Origin of the sequence: Chitinophaga filiformis, from assembly GCF_900102545.1 — a bacterium.
Lineage (GTDB): Bacteria > Bacteroidota > Bacteroidia > Chitinophagales > Chitinophagaceae > Chitinophaga > Chitinophaga filiformis.
The window spans coordinates 1,195,320-1,215,780 of sequence record NZ_FNBN01000001.1 but is presented as its reverse complement, the minus strand read 5'-3'; the positions used below and the strand labels follow the sequence as shown (position 1 = coordinate 1,215,780).

The window sequence follows — 20,461 nt, the reverse complement described above, 5'->3', positions numbered from 1 at the left end:
GGTTTTCTGACCTGCGGGTTGGAGCCATATCCTAATAACGAGTAAAGACCATTATAATAATGGCCGGAAATTTCCGGCCATTATTACTTTTTTTTAACCTGTAGTTCTCCTGATATTTTATATCAGCCGATTATTACTGGGCGCTGCTTTTCAGGATATTACCGATAGCAATAACGCTGTCTTTACCAGCTTTGAAGTATACTTTAGAGAATGCGCTTATTTTCAGTGCACTGTCATAGTTGAATTTACGGGTCTGACCGTTTACAACAACGCTCTTCACCTTGTTCCAGATCACTTTTGTAGCTTCAGCACCGTTACCAGGAATAGTATCCTTTAACAGGGTATCAATGGTAGGCGATGCAACAGAACCACCGATCAGATAGAACGGATGTTTAGTGTCTTTGGTAGAAGCCTTCAGCGTGATAGACAGGTTAACACTGCTATCAGCATTTTCAGTCAGTTTAACAGAACCTACCTGAGTTGCATCTGTAGCGCTTTTAGTCAACTTGTATTCTTTAGAACGAGTATTCGGCGTTGCTGGATCGTCATCATCGCTGCAAGCTGCAAAAGTAATACCCATAGCAAGGGCTAATGCTCCCACTTTAAGAGCATGTTTTTTAATCGTAAGCATGGTTTCCGTTTAATTTGAATTAATAGAAAATAGGTTTCCGTATTTAGTACAATAAATTGGTTTCTCAGCGCTGATGCAATTGTTAAACGGAGATGGTCAGGAAAAGTTACAGCGACTGTAGAAAAATTATTTAATGTGTTTCCGGCAATCAATGAATTGCTTATCTGTACAGTGTTTTAGCCCCGTAAAAAATGTTCTGAAAAAGTATATATGTTGCCACACCATCTAAAAAAATGAGGGGGAATTAAAAAACATTTTACCTTTGTGGCCTACAATTGATGTGTTATGAAAATGTAATTCAATATCCGGTACTTCCGGATATGCCCACCGCCCCCTTTTAATGTAAACAGGTACATATCTGTACCGGCAATTCCATTTTTAATTATTTAACAGCTTTTATATGCGAGATACACAGGCTAGTTCCCGCCTGGGCAAGGTATTCCGGTTGTTTGTTATGGCAGTATCAGGCACGGAAAAAGAGTTCACAAGTGGTAATATCAACCGCGCCATCTTTTTATTATCAGTACCCATGATCCTGGAGATGATGATGGAATCACTCTTTGCAGTCGTGGATATTTTTTTTGTAAGTAAACTGGGTAAGCATGCCATTACTACAGTTGGATTAACAGAGTCTATGATGACGTTGGTGTATACAGCGGCATTTGGACTGAGCATGGCAGCTACTGCCGTAGTAGCGCGTCGTACAGGTGAAAAGGATAGTGATGCTGCCGCGCATACTGCTGTGCAGTCACTGTATGTTGCTGCGGTGCTGGCATCGGCTATTGCAATAACAGGGATTATATTGGCTCCTGACTTGCTGGCACTGATGGGCGCGTCTCAGGATGTGATTGATAACGGTCACATATATACGCGTATCATGCTCGGCAGTAATCTAATCGTAATGTTGCTCTTCCTGATCAATGGTATTTTCAGAGGGGCCGGAGATGCGGCTATCGCCATGAGGTCATTGTGGATAGCAAATATCCTGAATATCCTGTTGTGTCCATTGCTGATCAATGGTCTGGGACCAATTCCTGCATTAGGCCTGAAAGGCGCAGCGCTGGCTACTACAATAGGCCGTGGTATCGGGGTATGTTATCAGCTGTACCATCTTTTTGGAGGTAAGGACCTGATCCGTATTACCAGCCGTCATATACGTCCCGACATAGGTGTGATCTGGAAACTGCTTAAGATAGCAGCGGGAGGTACCGCACAGCTGCTCATCAATACAGTTAGCTGGATCTTCCTCGTGCGCCTGATTGCCCGTTTCGGAGAAGACGCAGTGGCCGGCTACACCATTGCCATTAGGATCGTTATTTTCACCCTGCTGCCTGCCTTTGGTATGGCCAATGCGGCAGCTGCCCTGGTAGGACAGAACCTGGGTGCTGGTCAGCCTGATAGAGCGGAAACGTCTGTATGGAGAGCAGCATTCTTCAATATGGTGTTCCTGGGACTAATATCCATCTGTTTCTTCCTGGCGGCCCGGCCGATAGTGATGATCTTTACCAGCGAAACAGCTATCGTATTACAGGCGGCACAGTGCCTGCAGCTGGTAAGTATAGGGTATATCTTTTACGCTTATGGTATGGTGCTGTCCCAGTCTTTTAACGGGGCTGGCGATACGCGTACCCCTACCCTTATTAACCTGGTAGGCTTCTGGATGTTGCAGATACCCATGGCCTGGATTCTGGCGGTGAACTATAACATGGGCCCGGCCGGCGTTTTCTGGGCTATTGCCATAGCAGAATCCTGTATCGCGGTAGCGGCTATTGTTATATTCCGGAAAGGATGGTGGAAGCAGGTGAAAGTTTAGTTACATTTGCGCTGTTTTGCAAACTAACTAAAACTCAATAAAAAAAGAATACGCATGTCGCTAACTGTTGTAGGTACTATGGCGTTCGATGATATAGAAACGCCCTTTGGTAAATCAGGCCGGATCGTAGGTGGTTCCGCTACATACATTGCATGGGCAGCTTCCAATTTTGTAAAGCCCATCAACCAGGTTTCTGTAATTGGCGGAGACTTCCCTAAGGAGGAACTGGACGCGCTAGGTGCCAAAGGTGTTGCTTTCGATGGTGTACAGGTGAAGAAGGATGAGAAATCTTTCTACTGGGCCGGTAAATATCATATGGACATGAACACCCGTGATACGCTGACCACAGAGCTGAACGTACTGGGTGAATTCCAGCCTATAATACCCGACAGTTACCAGGGAAGCGAATTCCTGATATTGGGTAACCTGACACCACAGGTGCAGATGTCTGTAATCAAACAGATGAAAACAAGGCCTAAACTGATCGTAATGGATACCATGAACTTCTGGATGGAAGTAGCTATGGACGATCTGAAAAAGGTACTGAAAGAAGTAGACGTGCTCCTGGTAAATGATGCCGAAGCCCGTCAGCTGACAGGGGAAGTATCCCTGGTGAAAGCTGCCCGTACGATACTGACTACCATGGGGCCTAAGTACCTGATCATTAAGAAGGGAGAGCACGGTGCACTGCTGTTCCATGAGAACCATGTATTTTTCGCACCTGCCCTGCCACTGGAAGAGGTATTTGATCCAACCGGCGCCGGTGATACCTTTGCAGGTGGATTTATCGGCCACCTGGCTAAAACAAAGGATATCTCCTTCGAAAACATGAAAACTGCTATCATCGTTGGTTCCGCTATGGCTTCCTTCTGCGTGGAACGTTTTGGGGTAGGCCGTATGCGTGAGATCACTCATGAGGATATCAGCAACCGCCTGGAGCAGTTCGTACAACTGGTAAATTTTGATATTGACCTGATCTAGTCAATAAAAGGCTATAAAGAGCAAAAGCATCAGCCCAAGGCTGATGCTTTTCTTTTGTACTATAACCCACTATATTATTTGTAGATCTGATTCAGAATAGCTGCGAGTCTTAAGCCTCCTTTCAGCAGCTGGTTATTCAGGTCGTTGACAAACCAGAAATTATAACGGTAGCTCAGCTTATCATTTGCATGCGTCAGTGAATATATTTTGCCGGAGAGCTGATTGGATTCAAATATCCAGTCGGCTACAGTGCCGCTCTGTATTTTCTTTACAGTTGCAGCAGTAGCGGTATCCAGAGCATGTGTATATTCTGTATAGCTGAGTTGCTGGAATTCTATGAGGTGTTCATCCCATACCCTGTGCAGGTTGGTCTGTTTGTCAAACCACATTACCTGTATCTTGTTACCACCCTGATCCTCATCACGACCTGCATGTAATGGCTGATGCATATCTCCTATCATATGGATGAGGAAACTCAATGCAAATACTTTATCCTCTTTGGAAGTAGCCGGATCTTTCAGTTTTTTGATCAGCGACTCAGTTTGTGCGTACAGGTTGTCACCCGTAGCATGCGCCTTTATGACTTCATCAAATTGCTGGCGTGTGCAGTTGGCAGGAAAATCGAGGTAGTGCCAGGGAGAAGTGTGATCGTAGCGGTGAGTAGTGTCTGACTTGATAAAATCAGGCCAGTTGGCAACCATTGCCATGCTCTGACGACCAAGTAAAGCAGTGATGGCTTTTCTTGCCTGCGGACTTAAATGATTGCTGGCGATCTCGGCTACCACACGATGACCGGTAACGCCCCAGGAAAAGCCTGATATGGGCGCCAGTAATAGCATACCCAGTAGAATAGGGTAGAGTTTTTTAAGCATAATAGATGAGGTGGTTAATATGTCTCAATAAGTGCATAAAGGTGAGCCAGATTTTTGAAATGAAAAAGCACTGTCTATTAATTTGTACATTTGATAACGCTAGAATTTAGAATATGCCCTTTAAGATAAATGCACCATATGCCCCCGCAGGCGATCAACCGGAAGCCATTCGCCAGTTAGTAGAAGGATTACAGGATGGAGCCCCCGCTCAGACATTACTGGGGGTAACCGGCTCAGGAAAAACATTCACTGTTGCAAATGTCATTCAACAGGTACAGCGCCCTACACTGGTGCTGACGCACAATAAAACACTGGTGGCCCAGCTGTATGGAGAGTTCCGACAGTTCTTCCCGGATAATGCCGTGGAATACTTTGTGTCTTACTACGATTACTATCAGCCGGAGGCATATATGCCTGTGAGCGATACCTATATAGAAAAGGACCTTTCCATCAATGAGGAGCTTGATAAGCTTAGATTGAGAGCCACTACCAGTCTCCTGTCAGGACGAAGGGATATAATAGTCGTAGCCAGCGTTTCCTGTATTTATGGTATGGGTAATCCGACGGATTATGAAAATGGTATTATCCGCCTGCACAAAGGACAGACCATTGGCCGTAATACAGTATTGCATGGATTGGTGAATTCTCTATATACCCGCACTACCGGCGACTTTAATCGCGGTAATTTCCGTGTGCAGGGAGATACGGTAGATATTAACCTGCCTTACGTGGATTTTGGTTATCGCATCACCTTCTTTGGCGACGAGATTGAGGAGATTGAAAGCTTTGACGTGCAAAACGGCAAACGTATAGGTACCATGGAGAACGCAGCCATTTTCCCGGCTAATCTCTACCTGGCGCCCAAAGACATGATGGCCCAGATCATATTTGAGATCCAGGATGAGTTGCTGGCACAGGTGGAATACTTCCGGTCCATCGGGAAACACCTGGAAGCACAGCGTCTCTCTGAAAGAGTGAATTATGACCTGGAGATGATCAGGGAATTAGGCTATTGTAGCGGTATCGAGAACTACTCCCGCTTCCTGGACAGACGTGCTCCGGGTACCCGCCCTTTCTGCCTGCTGGATTATTTCCCTAAAGATTATCTCCTGGTAATAGATGAAAGCCACGTAACTATTCCCCAGATCGGGGGAATGTATGGTGGAGACAGGTCCCGTAAGCTGACCCTGGTTGACTTCGGTTTCCGCCTGCCTTCAGCAATGGATAACCGGCCGCTGAACTTCTATGAATTTGAGAACCTGGTGAACCAGGCCATCTTTGTCAGCGCTACCCCGGGTGAGTATGAACTGAGAAAGACAGAAGGTGTAGTGGTGGAACAGGTGGTACGTCCTACAGGACTGCTTGAACCGCCTATCGAAATAAGACCAAGCGTCAACCAGGTAGATGACCTCCTGGAAGAAATAGACAAGCGTGTGTCAAAAGGAGGCCGTGTGCTTGTAACCACCCTTACCAAGCGGATGGCCGAGGAAATGGACAAGTACCTCCATCGAATTAATATTAAGTCCCGTTACATTCACTCTGAGGTAGATACCCTGGAACGCATAGAGATATTAAGAGACCTCCGCCTGGGTAATATCAATGTCCTGGTGGGCGTAAACCTCCTGCGTGAGGGTCTGGACCTGCCCGAGGTGACACTAGTGGCTATACTGGATGCAGATAAGGAAGGCTTCCTGAGGGATGAGCGTTCCCTGACCCAGACAGCAGGCCGTGCGGCACGTAACGTGGATGGTCTTGTGATCTTTTATGCTGACAAGATTACCGACAGTATGCAGCGTACCATCGACGAAACAGACCGGCGCAGGCAGAAGCAGATTGCCTATAATATAGAACATAAGATTACGCCGAGAACGGTGCTCAAGAGTAAGGAACAAATCCTCGGACAGACTGCTGTGTTGGAAATCAAGCAGTTCGACGAAAACTCACCATATGCGGTACATGACGAGGTAACGCTTGTAGCAGAAGATGCTATCGGTTACGCCAAACAGGAGGCTACTGTTGCCAAAACAATACCTCAGATGGAGAAGGCAATCACGAAGGTCAAAAAGGATATGGAGAAGGCTGCAAAGGACCTCGACTTTATGGAAGCTGCCAGGTTACGTGACCAGATGTTCGCAATGCAACGCGAATTAGAAAGTATGAAGCAATAATGCAGTGGAAAGGTCAGTTTTTATGGTCTGGATCATAAAACATACATTATTTTATTTTTAATGTATTGATAATATTTAACGGGGCTATCCCATACAACAAAATCAGCCTAATATTTATTAGGCTGATTTTTAGTTTATTATAGCACATATTCCCTAATTGCAGTAGCAACTACCTTTCCAATGTTAGAAAATTGTTAAATGCCCCTTCCTTAATTTTATAATACGTTGATAATTATAAGTTTATAAGACAAATGTCCCCCATTTTACCCCACCTGTAGCGGCCAAAAGCGATAGTTATATTAATTATTATTATAATATACTTGATATTTGACCCCATATCCTATATTTTTCTTCAATCATTTCTATTTTTTGCCTTTTCTATTTGATGAAATAAATATCCTTTATACTTTTATTAAAGAAATTTAAAAATGAACGCTATGAAGAAAACATCATTTCAAGACTATGTGCCCTTCCTTTTGCTAGGGATTGTCGCAATAATTGCATTGTTTATTCCTGGGGAGCTTCCTTTTGCCGATCCCAAGGGTCAATACAATACTGGTGACATTGCCTGGATACTGGTGGCATCCTGCCTCGTGTTTCTGATGACCCCAGGGCTGTCATTTTTCTACGGAGGTATGGTTAACCGTAAAAATGTGATCTCAACATTGGTACAAAGCTTTATCGCTGCCGGTGTTGTTAGTATCGTATGGGTAGCCGTAGGATTCAGCCTTGCATTTGGTAAATCGATAGGAGTGAATGGATATGGTCTGATTGGTGATCCTTCCACATTCCTGTTCTTCAGAGGCGTTCCTTCCAGTGAGCCCTGGTCTCTGGCAACCAGCATCCCTTTACTGGTATTTGCCCTTTTCCAGATGAAATTTGCAGTGATCACTCCTGCCCTGGTGGTAGGTGCTGTAGCTGAAAGGATCCGGTTTACGTCTTACGTATTATTTATGGTGTTATTCAGCCTGCTGGTTTATGCGCCTATTGCGCACTGGACCTGGCATCCTGACGGTTTCCTGTTTAAACTGGGTGTACTTGACTTCGCAGGTGGTACTGTGGTACACATCTCTGCTGGTTGTGCTGCCCTTGCAGGTGTACTGGTACTGAAACGCCGTAAAGACCATATAGAAAAGAAAGAACTGCAACCTGCCAATATTCCTTTCGTACTGTTAGGTACTGGCCTGCTCTGGTTCGGATGGTTCGGTTTCAATGCAGGCTCCGCCCTCGCTGCAAACGGTCTGGCTGCTTCTGCTTTCGCTACTACTAACACTGCTGCTGCTGCTGCTGGTTTGTCCTGGATCTTCTTCGATGTGATCCGTGGTCGTAAACCTTCTGCATTGGGCTTCTGTATCGGTGCTGTAGTTGGTCTGGTAGCTATTACTCCTGCTGCAGGATATGTAGGTATCCCACAGAGTATCATGATCGGTTTTGTTGCCGCTATCGTTTCTAATCTGGTGGCTCACTATAAATCCAAAACTGCTATTGACGATACACTGGATGTATTCCCTTGTCATGGTATTGGTGGTATGGTTGGTATGGTGCTGACCGGTATTTTCGCCAGCAAGAATGTAAACGGTGCTATCAGTGATGGCCTGTTCTACGGTGGTTTTGAACTCTTTAAAAATCAGGTGATCGGATTAGTGATCGTAGTTGTATACAGCTTTGTAGTTTCCTACGGTATCTTCAAGCTGATTAACATGATCCATCCGCTGCGTGTAAGCGACCAGGAAGAAGAACTGGGTCTGGATGCTACACAGCACAACGAACAGTATCACCCTGCCATGATGAGCGTATCCGACAACGGTGCGTTGAAAGAAGAGCAGATGGTGCACTAAGCGCTTAATAGATAATTCACATAGTTTGACACCCAAATGTTAGAATAGCTAATAATCGAACTGGGAAATAAAAAACGTAAACAGTATTTTATTTTATCAACCAGGATTTAGTTTATCAACCAATATCTGTAGTATTCCATGTAGATGTCTTCCCGGTTGATTATTAGCTATTCTTTTCTCTTCCCTTTATTTCCAGGCTATAGGACAGCGAGCATAGAATTAACGAAACGATTCGCACACACCATTTTTATCAACCAAATTTCCTTGCATGAAAAAAGTTCTATTGGTAGCATTTGCTGCCTGTCAGGCGCTTATTGCGCATTCCCAGACTGCTGCTGATACAACTAAAGCCCCATTGGTTAAGCTTTCCGGGTCTGCAGACGTCTACTATCGCTATAATTTCAACGGTAATAATACCGATAACAAAACAAGCTTTACCAACTCTCACAACAGTTTCGAACTGGGAATGATCTCGCTGAAAGCCGAACATGAATTTAAAAAAGGAAGTATTGTGGCTGATGTCGGCTTTGGCAAAAGGGCAGCGGAATTTTCTTACAATGAAACACCCGATAAGACCAAAACCGCGGAAGTAGTGATCAAACAACTTTACGTAGGTTACCAGGTACTGGATAAACTGAAGATCAGCATGGGTAGCTTCGGTACCCACGTGGGTTATGAACTGCTGGATGCTTACCTGAACAGGAACTACAGCATGAGTTATATGTTCAGTAATGGCCCCTTCTTCAGTACCGGCGTGAAGGCAGACATCACTATCAGTTCCGCATGGACGGCCATGGTGGGCGTTTTCAACCCCACTGATTTCAAATCTGCTTCCTGGACCAATAATAAATACATTGGTGCACAATTAGGATATTCTTCTACCAAGGCGCCACTCAAATTATATCTGAACTACCTGGAAGGTAAGGATACCACGGGTATTCAGAACCATCAGATTGACTTTGTCGCCACTTACCAGGTTAACAGCATATTGGGGCTGGGCTACAACGGAACTGTCAGCACATACAATAATACACGTGACAAAGAAGGCCTTGAAAGTGCAAAGCAATGGTGGGGATCTGCCTTATATGTGAACCTGGATTTCAATGAAAAGGTAGGTCTGACATTGCGTGGTGAGTATTTTGATGACAAGGATGGCCTGAAGACCTTTGCCGGCACAGATGGAGGCCACGTAGTGGCAGGCACACTTTCATTAAATTATAAGGTGGGTAACCTGACCATTATTCCTGAGTTCAGGATGGACAACGCTTCTGTAGACATCTTCCATAAGAAATCCGGGGCGCCTGTGGGCACATGCCCCAGCGTATTACTAGCCGCTACATATCATTTCTAGGCAGCGCCTTCTGCCACGTTATGCTCTTCTTTCCGGTCCCGCGGACCTGGAGGGAAGGGCATAACCTATTGTTATTTGCTGGGTAAGGAGAATAATTTTTTTATTTTGTGAGCAAAACTGATTACATGCTGCAACCTCCCACGTTGAAGTTCTTAAAATTATTGACTAAGAATAATAATAAAGTCTGGTTTGACGAGCATAAATCCGATTACCAGCAGGCGAAAGCCGATTATGAAAGTGTGGTACAGCAGATCCTGGATGGTTTATATAAACAGGATCCCGCTATTGTAGGCTTACAGGTGAAGGATTGCACTTTCCGCATATATAAAGACGTCCGCTTCTCAAAAGATAAAACACCTTACAAGACCAATATGGGTGCAGCTTTTGCACCTGGAGGGCGCAAAACACCTCGTCCAGGCTATTACTTCCACCTGGAACCGGGAGGCAAAAGCTTTGCCGGCGGCGGTTTATGGATGCCGGAAGCTGATGCCCTGAAAAAGGTCAGACAGGAAATAGACTACAACTTTGAAGAATTCCAGCAGATTATCTCCAATAAAGAATTCATCCGCTATTTTGGTAAAATAGAAGGAGAATCCCTGAAGACGGCACCACAGGGCTACCTGCCAGACAATCCTGCAATCGCCTACCTGAAGTTGAAAAGCTTCACAGTATGGCACAGCATCTCCGACGAAGCTGCCATACAGCCTGCGCTGGTTAGGGAAATTCTGAAAATATTTGCTGTAATGCAGCCCTTTGTCAAATTTATGGACAGGGCACTTTATACGGAATAGTCAGGTAATGCTCCGGGGCGAAAATAATATCAACAGGTCACTGTCTGTCATCACAGATGGATAAGTCACAATGCATCCTGAAAATTACGCTGTCATCTGCCGGATACGCATACGCCGGTACACATATTTATTGCCGGCAGATGATTACAGCTCAATAAGTTTTAATGGGTTAGTTCTTATGGATCAGGAATTCGAAAGGTCTTGCCTTGCGGTTCTTTAACAGATTTTCTTTGTCTGTCTTAGTGTGCGCAAAACGTTGATTATACACGTTGGCAACCTCAATAATCGGGATTATGCCGTCCAGTGTATCATGTTGATCCACAATGTTCATGATGCGTGACACCTGTGATGAAAAATTAGAACTCCACTCTTCAGTAAATTTGTGCATCAGTAGCAGCTCGCGATTGGCGTTGGTTTTCATAGGACTTAAGGGTGTTTACGGATTTGTGAATTTTAGTTCTTCGGCTTCTTACTTTCTTAAAAAATCAATTTTTGGAATAAGTAAGTTGGCATAGGATTATTGATACCAAAATTGGATTTTATCTAGCAGAAAGCAATACTACTTCTGTGTAATTTTTGTCAAAGTGATACTTATTTCTCCTCAAATTGATACTAAAAGAGCAAGTGTTACAACACTTGCTCTCTTTTTATACTAATAAAATCGTTTATACGTTCGCGAAAAGACCTTTTTGAGGTCATTCCGGTCATTAGATGTTGTCACTTAGATCCATTTTTGTGCGTGCAGGTACTCCGCTATCTGAACTGCATTGGTAGCAGCGCCTTTACGCAGGTTATCTGCCACGATCCACATATTCAGGGTCTTTTCCTGTGTTTCATCACGACGAAGACGGCCTACAAACACTTCATCCCTTTCATGTGCATCTTTCGGCATCGGATACTGTTGTTTGGAAGGTTCATCTACTACGATCACACCAGATGTTTTCTCCAGTATGGCACGTACATCAGACAGTTCGTACTCTTTATCAAATTCCACGTTCACTGATTCACTGTGACCGCCTATTACAGGGATACGTACAGTTGTAGCAGTTACGCGGATCTTGTCATCGCCCATGATCTTGATGGTTTCTTTCACCATTTTCATTTCCTCTTTCGTATAACCGTTATCGAGGAATACATCGATCTGCGGAATAACGTTCAGGTCTATGCGGTGTGCATATGCCTTTTCACCTTCGATACCTTTACGCTCGTTCATCAGCTGATCTACCGCTTTTACACCGGTACCGGTCACTGACTGGTAAGTAGATACTACTACACGGTTGATCTTGTACTGCTCATGTAATGGATTCAGCACAAGTACCATCTGGATGGTAGAACAGTTTGGATTCGCAATGATCTTATCTTCTGGTGTCAGCGTCTTACCATTGATCTCAGGCACCACCAGTTTTTTGGTAGGGTCCATTCTCCATGCGGAAGAATTGTCGATCACGGTAATACCTGCTGCTGCAAATTTTGGAGCCCATTCCAGGGAAGTACTGCCACCGGCGGAGAACAGTGCAACATCCGGCTTCATGGAAATTGCCGTATCTGCATTCACCACCTTATAAGGCTTGCCCTTAAATGTTACTTCCTTACCAACAGACTTCTCAGAAGCCACGGGAATCAGTTCTGTAACCGGAAAATTTCTCTCGGTCAATACTTGTAACATTTTTGAGCCTACCAGCCCGGTAGCTCCTACTACGGCAACTTTCATTGTTTTACATTTTAATTTTTTGGAAATGCAAATTTAACACAACCTGCGTGGTTTTCAATGTATGCGCCAAAATCATAGAAATTCACTAAATTTCTACCTTAACCAACCTACTTTTTTAGACATGCGTATTTCCATTGTTTGTGCATGCCTGCTCCTGCAGGCTTCTTTCTCATTCGCACAAGTGAGCGAACATTTTGATTATCAAGATATTAATGAAGCGAATTCCTGGAAAGGCACAGATACTGCCTGGCAGATTGATAATGGCCGTCTGAGAAGCCATTTACAGCGACAAAGCAGCAGCTTCCACATCGCTACGCCTTCTTCACTGGCCCGCAATGCAATATGGGAATGGTGGCTGCAACTGGATTTCAACACCTCTTCTCTCAATTATGTGGACGTCTTTCTCACTGCCGACAGCGCAAACCTGCAGGGGGCGGGGCTCAGCGGGTATTTTGTCCGCATCGGCAATACAAAGGATGAAGTGTGCCTGTACAGGAAAGACGGTACAGCATCACCAGTCCTGCTTATAGACGGCCGTGATGGCATCACTAATCATACCTCCACGAAGCTGAAGGTCAGGGTGATCCGGAAGGACGATGAATGGGAATTGTGGACAGATGAAAGGGCCGATGGTACTGCTTATACCCGCGAGGGCACTGCCACAGATGGCAGGTACGATACTTCGCACTTCATGGGATTTGTAGTACGTCAGTCCACCGCTTCCTTCTTTGGGCGCCACTATTTTGATGATGTACTGGTCACACCTATTGTAACAGATACAATATCACCGGTCTTACAATCATCTTATCTGCGCGATAGTCGCACGCTTACATTGTGTTTCAGTGAACCGTTGGATAATGCCATCCTCTCTCAGCCAGCGCATTTCCGCTTATCTGTTGCCGGCAATACACCAGATAGCATCTGGGCCGATAGCAGTCAGCCTTCCTGCCTGCATATACATTTCCGGGATGCCTTTCCCAACGGAGATAGTTGCCGCTTGCTGATAGACGGGATAAGGGACCCCTCCGGGAATGTCATGGAGCCGGTTACAGTGGCCTTTTTATATTATACCAGCAGTGGTTATGACGTACTTATTCACGAATTCCTCCCAAGAGCATTACCTTCCGCCGGTTTATTGCCTTCGCGCTTTGTAGAGTTGAAGAATAATAGCCCTTATGCCTTACAACTAAAGAACTGGCGACTCGGAAACAGCAGTCGGGAAGCCCTATTGCCACAGTATCTGCTGCCACCCGGCGGTTTAGTAGTAATCTGTGATAAAGGGAATACTGACCTTTTCCCTGCGGATATTTCTATCCTTGGCATCAGTAGTTTTCCGGCTCCGGGAGACAGTGACATTATCACATTGCGCAATGACAGTGGAACCCTGGTACATGCCGTCGCTTATGACCGCAGCTGGTATAACAACCCGGTAAAGGAAAGAGGCGGCTGGAGCCTGGAAATGATAGATACTAACTGGCCCTGCGCCGGCAGCAGCAATTGGAAACCTTCTACAGCGCCACAAGGCGGGACTCCCGGGCGGCCCAATAGGGTGACAGGAGCTGGTGCCATGCCTCCACCGGTATCGCTGGTAAAGGCTTTTCCGCCGGATACTATGACGCTGCACCTGTCATTTAATGGCATCATGGATAGTCTTACCGTGACAGAGCCGGCACATTTTGAGTTTACACCTCCGCTGGCGATGGCCCGTATCACAGCTCATCCTCCTCTATATAATAATATATCTGTCCACTTAACGGCGCCCTTGTTACCTGATACTGTCTATACGGTGGTAGTATCTGGTTTAAAAGATTGCACGGGTCAGGAAGTGACAGCTGCCAGCGATGTTGCCTTCGCCCGGATCGGTACCGCAGACAGTTTCGACATTGTGATCAATGAAATATTATACGACCCTGCTTCCGGTGTGCCTGAGTTTATTGAAATCTATAACCGGAGCCGGAAAGCAGTGGACCTGTCGCACCTGTACCTGGCCAGAAGGAAAGAAGACGGACAACTGGACGCTCCTGCAACTTTAGGCGACCAACCTTTGTTATTGTTGTCCGGAGGCTATGCAGCCTTTACAACAGCGCCGGAGGCATTGTGTGCATATTATGATTGCCTGCAGCCGGCAACTATTTATAAAATAAACCTGCCCCCGCTGATAAATGGAGAAGGAACAATTGTACTCTTAAATGAAAGTGGGCAGATACTGGATGAACTCCATTATTCTGACAAAATGCACCTGGCACTGGCAGACAATACCCGGGGTGTTTCCCTGGAACGACTGCAGGCGGATAGGGAAACACAAGACAAGTATAACTGGCATTCAGCAGCAGCGGCTGCGAAATATGCTACTCCCGGCTACCGTAATTCACAGCGGCTGCCGGTGGTAGAATTACAGGGAGACCTGACGGTACAGCCGGCCGTTTTTTCTCCTGATAATGACGGGCTGGATGATTTTGCCGTGGTCAGATATAATTTTCCGGGACCGGGATATATTATAAATGTCACGATTTTTGATGCAGAGGGCAGGCCGGTAAGGTACCTGGAAAAGAATACCTTATTGCCGGCTTCAGGATATATGACCTGGGATGGCCGGGGAGAATCGAACCGCGGGCTGGTATCAGGAATATACATCATCTTTGCGGAGGCTTTTAATGCCGAGGGAGAGGTCAGACATTGGAAATTGCCTATAGTACTGGGAAAAAGATAGATTAGTTGATACCGTCAAAAAAATGCTTGATTGGAGCAATTAATAATAATAATTACTCCGGCAGCCTTATTCCAATTTGTCGGATAGAAACGATTTTTTATATTTGCGCTTCTTAAAAATTTGAACATGCAGTATAGAGAAATAGTTGCAGTAACCGGTTTGGGTGGTTTGTTTCAATTGATTGCCAGCAAACAGGATGGCGCTATCGTAAGATCTCTGGAAGATAAGAGCACTAAATTTGTGAGCTCCCGTGTCCATAACTTCACTCCGCTGGAAAGTATTGAGGTTTTCACTACCGGCGATAACGTGAACCTGGCCGAAGTATTTAAGGCCATGCAGGACCAGGAATCCAAAACAGCTCCGGTGGATGCCAAAGCTGACAATAATGCTATCAAGTCTTACTTTAAAAGCGTGTTCCCTACTTTCGATGAAGAAAGGGTTTACGTCAGCGATATGAAGAAGATGGTAAAATGGTATGCCATCCTCAAGAAGAATGATCTGCTGAAGTTTGAAGAAGCCGCTGAAGAAAGCCAGGAAGGCGCAGCCCTCGCTGCTGATGCATCCCCGGCTCCCGAAGCAGAAGTAGAAGATAAACCAGCCAAGAAAGCTGCTAAACCCAAAAAAGCGGCCGCTAAAGATGCTGCTGAAGAGGTAGCAACTGAAGAGGCACCCGCTGAAAAAGCGCCTAAGAAAGGGAAGGCGAAAAAAGAAGAAGCACCTGCTGCTGAAGGAGAAGAAGCTCCTAAGAAAAAAGCTGCTCCTAAAAAGAAGAAAACAGAAGAATAGTCGATATTCTCACCTTATAAAATCAGACGCTGTATGTGTGAAACATACAGCGTCTTTTTTATGCGGATATGCCTGTGTACCCCCTCCCTCCCCACTTAAAACTCAGTTATTGAGTATTAGCTCCATGCACATTTGATTTATAATTAGATAGTTACATAGACAGTATTTTAAACAGTCCTTGTAAGGGCTTTACCATACTGCATTCGGTGAGATAACCCATATATAACCCATATATAAGCCATATATGACCCATATATAACCCATATTTAAAAAGATATGGGTTATATATGGGTTATATATGGCTTGAGGATGGTTTATCTATGAATTACAGTAAGCAACCCACAGGTATCAAAAGGGATTCTAACTCTTAGGGATGTAGATTAAGGGCTCATTTTTATGGTTTTGGGGCCCGATGCGCTCATGACTTTGGCGCATAATTTCTTATTTTAGTAGAATGAAGACTTTAGACGCAAATATTGAGAAACAGCCACGTACGCTATTGCCGGAGAATTTTACGGTAACGACGTGGGATGCATTGCGGCCTTATTTCGAAGAGCTGCAGCAACGACCGCTCGAAAGTGTGGGAGCCCTGGAACAATGGCTGAAAGATATCAGTGAGCTGGAGGCCGTCATCAGTGAAGATGCTTGCTGGCGACAGATACGCATGACCTGCGATACGACAGATAAATCGCTGGAAGAGGCATTTGCCTATTTCTGCATGGAAATCCAGCCTAAGCTGCAGCCTTATGCTGATGCCCTGAATAAAAAATTACTGGCCAGCGAATGGCTGAAAGACCTGGACCAGGACTTATATGCTACTTACCTCCGCAGTGTACGGAAACAGGTAAAACTGTTCCGGGAAGAAAACGTGCCTATACTGGCAGAACTGAGCGTACAGTCGCAACAGTACGGCGCTATTGCGGGTAAAATGACTATCACGGTAAACGGACAGGAATACACCCTGCAACAGGCAGCCCGTTTCCTGGAAAACAGCGACCGCGCCCTGAGAGAGGAAGTGTTTGCTAAGATGGCGAACCGCCGTATGGAAGATAAAGATACCCTGGACCAGCTCTATACTTCACTGGTGCAGAAAAGGGCGCAGGTGGCAAAGAATGCCGGTTTTGAGAACTATCGGGATTATAAGTTTGAAGACCTGGGCCGCTTTGACTATACAAAAGAAGATTGTTTCCAGTTCCATGCCGCCATCAGGGAGCATATTCTGCCACTGGTGAAAAGTCTGCAGGAAAAACAACGTAAAAAACTGGGCCTGGATGTGCTGAAACCGTGGGATTCGGAGGCAGAACCTGCCGGTATCAAACCGTTGGAGCCCTTCAAGACCGGGGAAGAACTGGTAAATAAGGCCATTGAATGCTTTGATGAACTGGGACCATTCTTCGGCAATTGCCTGCGTGTGATGCAGAAAATGGGCCGTCTGGACCTGGAAAGCCGTAAAGGTAAAGCGCCCGGAGGGTATAACTGTCCGCTGGCAGAAACAGGTGTGCCTTTCATCTTCATGAATGCAGCCGGCCAGATGAAAGACCTGACCACCATGGTGCATGAGGGCGGCCATGCGGTACACTCCTTCCTGAGCCATGACCTGTCACTCAGCGCCTTTAAGGAATATCCGATGGAGATAGCGGAAGTGGCCAGTATGAGTATGGAGCTGTTCACAATGGATTCATGGAATATCTTTTTCAGCGACGAGGAAGAGCTGCGCAGGGCGAAACTGCAACAGCTGGAACGCGCTATCGTGATTTTCCCCTGGATCGCTACAATAGATAAATTCCAGCATTGGGTGTATGAGAACCCCAATCATACTGTAGAGGAGCGTACAGCCAACTGGAACAGGATCCAGGATGAGTTCTCCACCGGTGTGGTTGACTGGAGCGGCTGGGAATCATACAGGGCCATTGGCTGGCAGCGACAGCTGCACCTGTTTGAAGTACCTTTCTATTACATAGAATACGGTATTGCTCAGTTAGGGGCTATCGCGATGTGGAAACAATATAAAGAGAACAAGCAGCAGGCGCTGGATAATTATGTAAAAGCGCTTAGCCTGGGAAGCACCCGTACCCTGCCGGAATTGTATAAGGCCGCAGGTATCAGGTTTGACTTCTCTCCCGCTTATGTAAAAGAGCTGGCAGAATTTGTTCAGAAAGAGATCGACAAGATCAGTTAAGTCATCAGGGATAGTAAAAAAAGCAGCGAAGACCTCGCTGCTTTTTTTTACTATCCCTGATCAATAATTATCTGCATTGTTTACACACCCCGCTTACAACTACATCCACATTATGTATGGCGTAGCCTTTCGGTAAGTTGATCTCTGGTACATCCGTATCTTCAAGACAGGTGGTGGCACCGCATTCTTCACATTTGAAGTGAACGTGGTGATCGTGATGGTCATGTTCCGAGCAGTCTGATTTACAGAGTGCATAGCGGATGGATGTATCGGTGGTAGGGATGCTGTGAATGATCCCTTTGTCAAGAAATGTTTGCAGGGTGCGGTAAACTGTCACACGGTCGAAGCTCTGACCGGCCAGTTTCTCGAAGCTGCTATGTTCAAGTGCACCGTTGGTGTTCATGAACAGCTCCAATATCTTCACACGGGTATCTGTTATGCTGAGCTTACTGGCCCGGAGCAATTCGGTGATACTTGCTTTGTTCTTGTTGCTCATGATAAAATAAGATAAGTTTATTTTTCTTCCTTTAACAACCTGGATATGTCCCCGATCAGTTTGTCCACGTCTGGTTTCTTTGTGCCTTCATAGAGTCCTCTTACACGTCCTTCTCCATCTACGAGGGCAAACCACTGGGTATGTACAAAATCTTCATCACCGGTATAGGTGCCGTCATCCACCAAATATCCGGCTCTTGCTAATTTATACAACTCCTTTTTGCTACCTGTCAGGAACCACCAGTTTTTAGGATCAGCGCCATGCTCTTCGGCATATTGCTTCAGTACAGGAACACTGTCTGTTTCGGGGTCCACGGTGTGGGATAATATGCGGAAGCGGGGCTCGTCTTTGTAAGTCGCGTATACTTTTGTCATGTTGGCATTCATTTTCGGACAAATGCCGGTACAGGTAGTGAAAAAGTATTCCGCAACGTATATTTTCCCTTCTACATCTTTGCTGGTAATGGTCTTCCCTTCCTGGTTAGTAAATGAGAATCCACCAACTATATGACCATTGGTCCCTAATACGGGTAATTTTTCTTCTCCGAAGAAGCTGCCTTTCTCATCTTTTAGCACATATCCTGAATAACCAAGAAAGGCGATAGCGAGCAACACGAAGAATATAATATAGAACACATTCTTTTTAGACATAATGCCAGTCGTTTTTACACTACAAAGGTAGTACACAATTGGCAATGTGCTGTGCCGTGTGGGGGCGGCATTGGTTTTTTATAATCTGAGGCCGATTTTAACGCCCAGGTGCAGGCTGGGGAGCACACTGATCAATCTTCCATCGTTAGTGCCAACCATTCCGTTGTCATTATTAAAGTTATTATAGTCATATACTTTCATCCGGACACCTACTCCGACATAAGGATCTATAATAAATCTGTCTTTCCTGATCTGCCGGCCCAGGAGAAGTTGAAGGGCATAGACGTCTTTATCGCCTGTATTCTCGTAAGTGCCATTATTAATGGTCACCTTGTCGTTGGGGTAGAATACCTTCTTATATAATAGCACCGGTTGGAAGTAGGTTCCTTGGGCGCGAAACAGATCTTCCTGCTTCGATACGAGGTACCAGCGTAAACTGGCACTGAAGCCAAGGCCTCTGCCGTCTACAAATTGTTCGGTACTGATATTGGGCTTTTTCTGACCGATATCTATCTTTTTTGTCAGGATATAATCAGGATAGTCAGTATAGATACCACTTATTCCCAGTTCGAGACTTATCTTCTCGGTGAGTTCCTGTTCTATGGTGACTTCCAGTTCGTTGATCAGCCGGGAGGGGTTTACCTTGATATAGGTAGACCGGCGAAAGGGACTTTTGTCCTGTGCGGAAACAGTGATGACACTAAAGCATAACAGGCAAATAACAAGCAGTGGTTTTTTCATATAGTTGTCTGCATTTGACGACAGCAGTCAGTTGGGAGTTGTAGGTTCATAAGGGGAAGCCTACAGCTGAGCTGAAAGCCTTTGATTAAGAGGTCAATAATCGTTCCACAATTACCGGGTACCACTGGTGTTCAAGCAGGTGAATTTTGGCTGCCAGCGTCTCAGGAGTATCTTCCGGGGTGATGGTACAACGTTCCTGGAGGATGGTTGCGCCGTCATCATATTTTTCGTTAACGAAGTGAATGGTAATGCCGCTTTCGGCCTCTTTCGCCAGGATCACTGCTTCATGTACAAACTGGCCATACATACCTTTGCCGCCATATTTGGGTAACAGGGCAGGATGTATATTAATAATACGGTCCGGAAATGCCTGTACCAGGTTGGCAGGTACTTTCCAAAGGAAACCGGCCAGGACGATCAGGTCTGTATCTGCCTGTTGTAACACCTTTATATAATGGTCTGTACGGAAAAACAGTTCTTTCTCTATCAGTATGGAGGGGATGCCTTCTTTTTCGGCTATCTTCAGTACGCCTGCTTCCGGCTTGTTGCAAAGTATCATAGATACGCGTGCAATGGTCGAGTGACGGAAATGATCAATTATTTTTTGTGCGTTACTACCTGCTCCCGAGGCGAAGATGGCTATATTTTTCAAAATATCTGTGTATTAAGGACGGCGCAAAAGTAACTAATTGGTCTTATTTATGAGCGTATTTGAACTTTCCAGGCGGCAGGGGGTTAATTAT

17 protein-coding genes are annotated in these 20,461 nt (G+C 45.4%); 9 read left to right on the top strand and 8 right to left on the bottom strand.

From position 1 onward, the window contains the following. Positions 1-133: 133 nt before the first annotated feature. On the bottom strand, positions 134-631 hold the full coding sequence (locus BLR32_RS04980; protein WP_089829129.1) for a hypothetical protein: 498 nt from the start codon (positions 629-631) through the stop codon (positions 134-136). A gap of 400 nt (positions 632-1,031) precedes the next feature. Here BLR32_RS04980 and BLR32_RS04975 point away from each other — a divergent pair, with 400 nt between their 5' ends. Beyond that, positions 1,032-2,444, top strand: coding sequence for an MATE family efflux transporter (locus BLR32_RS04975; protein WP_089829127.1), 1,413 nt, complete (start codon positions 1,032-1,034; stop codon positions 2,442-2,444). A 54-nt stretch (positions 2,445-2,498) separates the two neighbouring features. After that, positions 2,499-3,425 (top strand): PfkB family carbohydrate kinase, encoded by a 927-nt coding sequence (locus BLR32_RS04970; protein WP_089829125.1) that lies wholly within the window; start codon positions 2,499-2,501, stop codon positions 3,423-3,425. 74 nt (positions 3,426-3,499) lie between these two features. Here the strand turns inward: BLR32_RS04970 and BLR32_RS04965 are convergent, their stop codons facing one another. Further along, on the bottom strand, positions 3,500-4,297 hold the full coding sequence (locus BLR32_RS04965) for a S1/P1 nuclease (RefSeq protein WP_089829122.1): 798 nt from the start codon (positions 4,295-4,297) through the stop codon (positions 3,500-3,502). A gap of 113 nt (positions 4,298-4,410) precedes the next feature. Here BLR32_RS04965 and uvrB point away from each other — a divergent pair, with 113 nt between their 5' ends. The 4 genes from uvrB (at position 4,411) to BLR32_RS04945 (ending at position 10,445) form a co-directional block, all read left to right on the top strand. Then, the gene (gene uvrB, locus BLR32_RS04960; protein ID WP_089829120.1) at positions 4,411-6,465 is read left to right on the top strand and encodes an excinuclease ABC subunit UvrB; all 2,055 of its coding nucleotides are present in this window, start codon (positions 4,411-4,413) and stop codon (positions 6,463-6,465) included. Positions 6,466-6,902: 437 nt separating this feature from the next. After that, positions 6,903-8,303 (top strand): ammonium transporter, encoded by a 1,401-nt coding sequence (locus tag BLR32_RS04955; RefSeq protein ID WP_089829944.1) that lies wholly within the window; start codon positions 6,903-6,905, stop codon positions 8,301-8,303. Between the two features lie 268 nt (positions 8,304-8,571). After that, positions 8,572-9,654: a porin gene (locus tag BLR32_RS04950; RefSeq protein ID WP_089829118.1), complete on the top strand. Its 1,083-nt coding sequence runs from the start codon at positions 8,572-8,574 to the stop codon at positions 9,652-9,654. Positions 9,655-9,779: 125 nt separating this feature from the next. After that, positions 9,780-10,445: a DUF2461 domain-containing protein gene (locus BLR32_RS04945; protein WP_089829116.1), complete on the top strand. Its 666-nt coding sequence runs from the start codon at positions 9,780-9,782 to the stop codon at positions 10,443-10,445. 169 nt (positions 10,446-10,614) lie between these two features. On the opposite strand, the gene BLR32_RS04940 is transcribed toward BLR32_RS04945, so the two are convergent. Together BLR32_RS04940 and BLR32_RS04935 are read right to left on the bottom strand one after the other, a co-directional pair. Continuing rightward, positions 10,615-10,866 (bottom strand): hypothetical protein, encoded by a 252-nt coding sequence (locus BLR32_RS04940; protein ID WP_089829114.1) that lies wholly within the window; start codon positions 10,864-10,866, stop codon positions 10,615-10,617. A 300-nt stretch (positions 10,867-11,166) separates the two neighbouring features. After that, complete coding sequence (locus BLR32_RS04935) at positions 11,167-12,156, bottom strand: aspartate-semialdehyde dehydrogenase (RefSeq protein ID WP_089829113.1); 990 nt, start codon at positions 12,154-12,156, stop codon at positions 11,167-11,169. Positions 12,157-12,277: 121 nt separating this feature from the next. Between BLR32_RS04935 and BLR32_RS04930 the strand changes: the two genes are divergently transcribed. The 3 genes from BLR32_RS04930 (at position 12,278) to BLR32_RS04920 (ending at position 17,831) form a co-directional block, all read left to right on the top strand. Then, entirely contained in the window at positions 12,278-14,866 is a 2,589-nt protein-coding gene (locus tag BLR32_RS04930) for a lamin tail domain-containing protein (protein WP_176842170.1), read from the top strand. A 126-nt stretch (positions 14,867-14,992) separates the two neighbouring features. Continuing rightward, positions 14,993-15,652: a DUF5606 family protein gene (locus BLR32_RS04925; RefSeq protein WP_089829111.1), complete on the top strand. Its 660-nt coding sequence runs from the start codon at positions 14,993-14,995 to the stop codon at positions 15,650-15,652. A gap of 454 nt (positions 15,653-16,106) precedes the next feature. After that, on the top strand, positions 16,107-17,831 hold the full coding sequence (locus tag BLR32_RS04920) for a M3 family oligoendopeptidase (RefSeq protein WP_089829110.1): 1,725 nt from the start codon (positions 16,107-16,109) through the stop codon (positions 17,829-17,831). A gap of 67 nt (positions 17,832-17,898) precedes the next feature. Here the strand turns inward: BLR32_RS04920 and BLR32_RS04915 are convergent, their stop codons facing one another. The 4 genes from BLR32_RS04915 to purN form a co-directional block, all read right to left on the bottom strand. Further along, positions 17,899-18,327 (bottom strand): Fur family transcriptional regulator, encoded by a 429-nt coding sequence (locus tag BLR32_RS04915; RefSeq protein ID WP_089829109.1) that lies wholly within the window; start codon positions 18,325-18,327, stop codon positions 17,899-17,901. A gap of 17 nt (positions 18,328-18,344) precedes the next feature. Next, positions 18,345-18,977 carry an SCO family protein gene (locus BLR32_RS04910; protein WP_089829108.1) on the bottom strand — a complete coding sequence of 211 codons (633 nt, stop codon included), beginning with the start codon at positions 18,975-18,977 and terminating at the stop codon, positions 18,345-18,347. 78 nt (positions 18,978-19,055) lie between these two features. Beyond that, positions 19,056-19,718 carry a hypothetical protein gene (locus BLR32_RS04905; RefSeq protein WP_089829107.1) on the bottom strand — a complete coding sequence of 221 codons (663 nt, stop codon included), beginning with the start codon at positions 19,716-19,718 and terminating at the stop codon, positions 19,056-19,058. An 85-nt stretch (positions 19,719-19,803) separates the two neighbouring features. Continuing rightward, positions 19,804-20,370 carry a phosphoribosylglycinamide formyltransferase gene (gene purN, locus BLR32_RS04900; protein ID WP_089829106.1) on the bottom strand — a complete coding sequence of 189 codons (567 nt, stop codon included), beginning with the start codon at positions 20,368-20,370 and terminating at the stop codon, positions 19,804-19,806. Between the last annotated feature and the right edge of the window lie 91 nt (positions 20,371-20,461).

Excerpts from the sequence above, each read along its gene's own strand:
- BLR32_RS04980 (WP_089829129.1), bottom strand. The coding sequence starts at position 631 with ATGCTTACGATTAAAAAACATGCTCTTAAAGTGGGAGCATTAGCCCTT.
- BLR32_RS04975 (WP_089829127.1), top strand. The coding sequence starts at position 1,032 with ATGCGAGATACACAGGCTAGTTCCCGCCTGGGCAAGGTATTCCGGTTG.
- BLR32_RS04970 (WP_089829125.1), top strand. The coding sequence starts at position 2,499 with ATGTCGCTAACTGTTGTAGGTACTATGGCGTTCGATGATATAGAAACG.
- BLR32_RS04965 (WP_089829122.1), bottom strand. The coding sequence starts at position 4,297 with ATGCTTAAAAAACTCTACCCTATTCTACTGGGTATGCTATTACTGGCG.
- uvrB (WP_089829120.1), top strand. The coding sequence starts at position 4,411 with ATGCCCTTTAAGATAAATGCACCATATGCCCCCGCAGGCGATCAACCG.
- BLR32_RS04955 (WP_089829944.1), top strand. The coding sequence starts at position 6,903 with ATGAAGAAAACATCATTTCAAGACTATGTGCCCTTCCTTTTGCTAGGG.
- BLR32_RS04950 (WP_089829118.1), top strand. The coding sequence starts at position 8,572 with ATGAAAAAAGTTCTATTGGTAGCATTTGCTGCCTGTCAGGCGCTTATT.
- BLR32_RS04945 (WP_089829116.1), top strand. The coding sequence starts at position 9,780 with ATGCTGCAACCTCCCACGTTGAAGTTCTTAAAATTATTGACTAAGAAT.
- BLR32_RS04940 (WP_089829114.1), bottom strand. The coding sequence starts at position 10,866 with ATGAAAACCAACGCCAATCGCGAGCTGCTACTGATGCACAAATTTACT.
- BLR32_RS04935 (WP_089829113.1), bottom strand. The coding sequence starts at position 12,156 with ATGAAAGTTGCCGTAGTAGGAGCTACCGGGCTGGTAGGCTCAAAAATG.
- BLR32_RS04930 (WP_176842170.1), top strand. The coding sequence starts at position 12,278 with ATGCGTATTTCCATTGTTTGTGCATGCCTGCTCCTGCAGGCTTCTTTC.
- BLR32_RS04925 (WP_089829111.1), top strand. The coding sequence starts at position 14,993 with ATGCAGTATAGAGAAATAGTTGCAGTAACCGGTTTGGGTGGTTTGTTT.
- BLR32_RS04920 (WP_089829110.1), top strand. The coding sequence starts at position 16,107 with ATGAAGACTTTAGACGCAAATATTGAGAAACAGCCACGTACGCTATTG.
- BLR32_RS04915 (WP_089829109.1), bottom strand. The coding sequence starts at position 18,327 with ATGAGCAACAAGAACAAAGCAAGTATCACCGAATTGCTCCGGGCCAGT.
- BLR32_RS04910 (WP_089829108.1), bottom strand. The coding sequence starts at position 18,977 with ATGTCTAAAAAGAATGTGTTCTATATTATATTCTTCGTGTTGCTCGCT.
- BLR32_RS04905 (WP_089829107.1), bottom strand. The coding sequence starts at position 19,718 with ATGAAAAAACCACTGCTTGTTATTTGCCTGTTATGCTTTAGTGTCATC.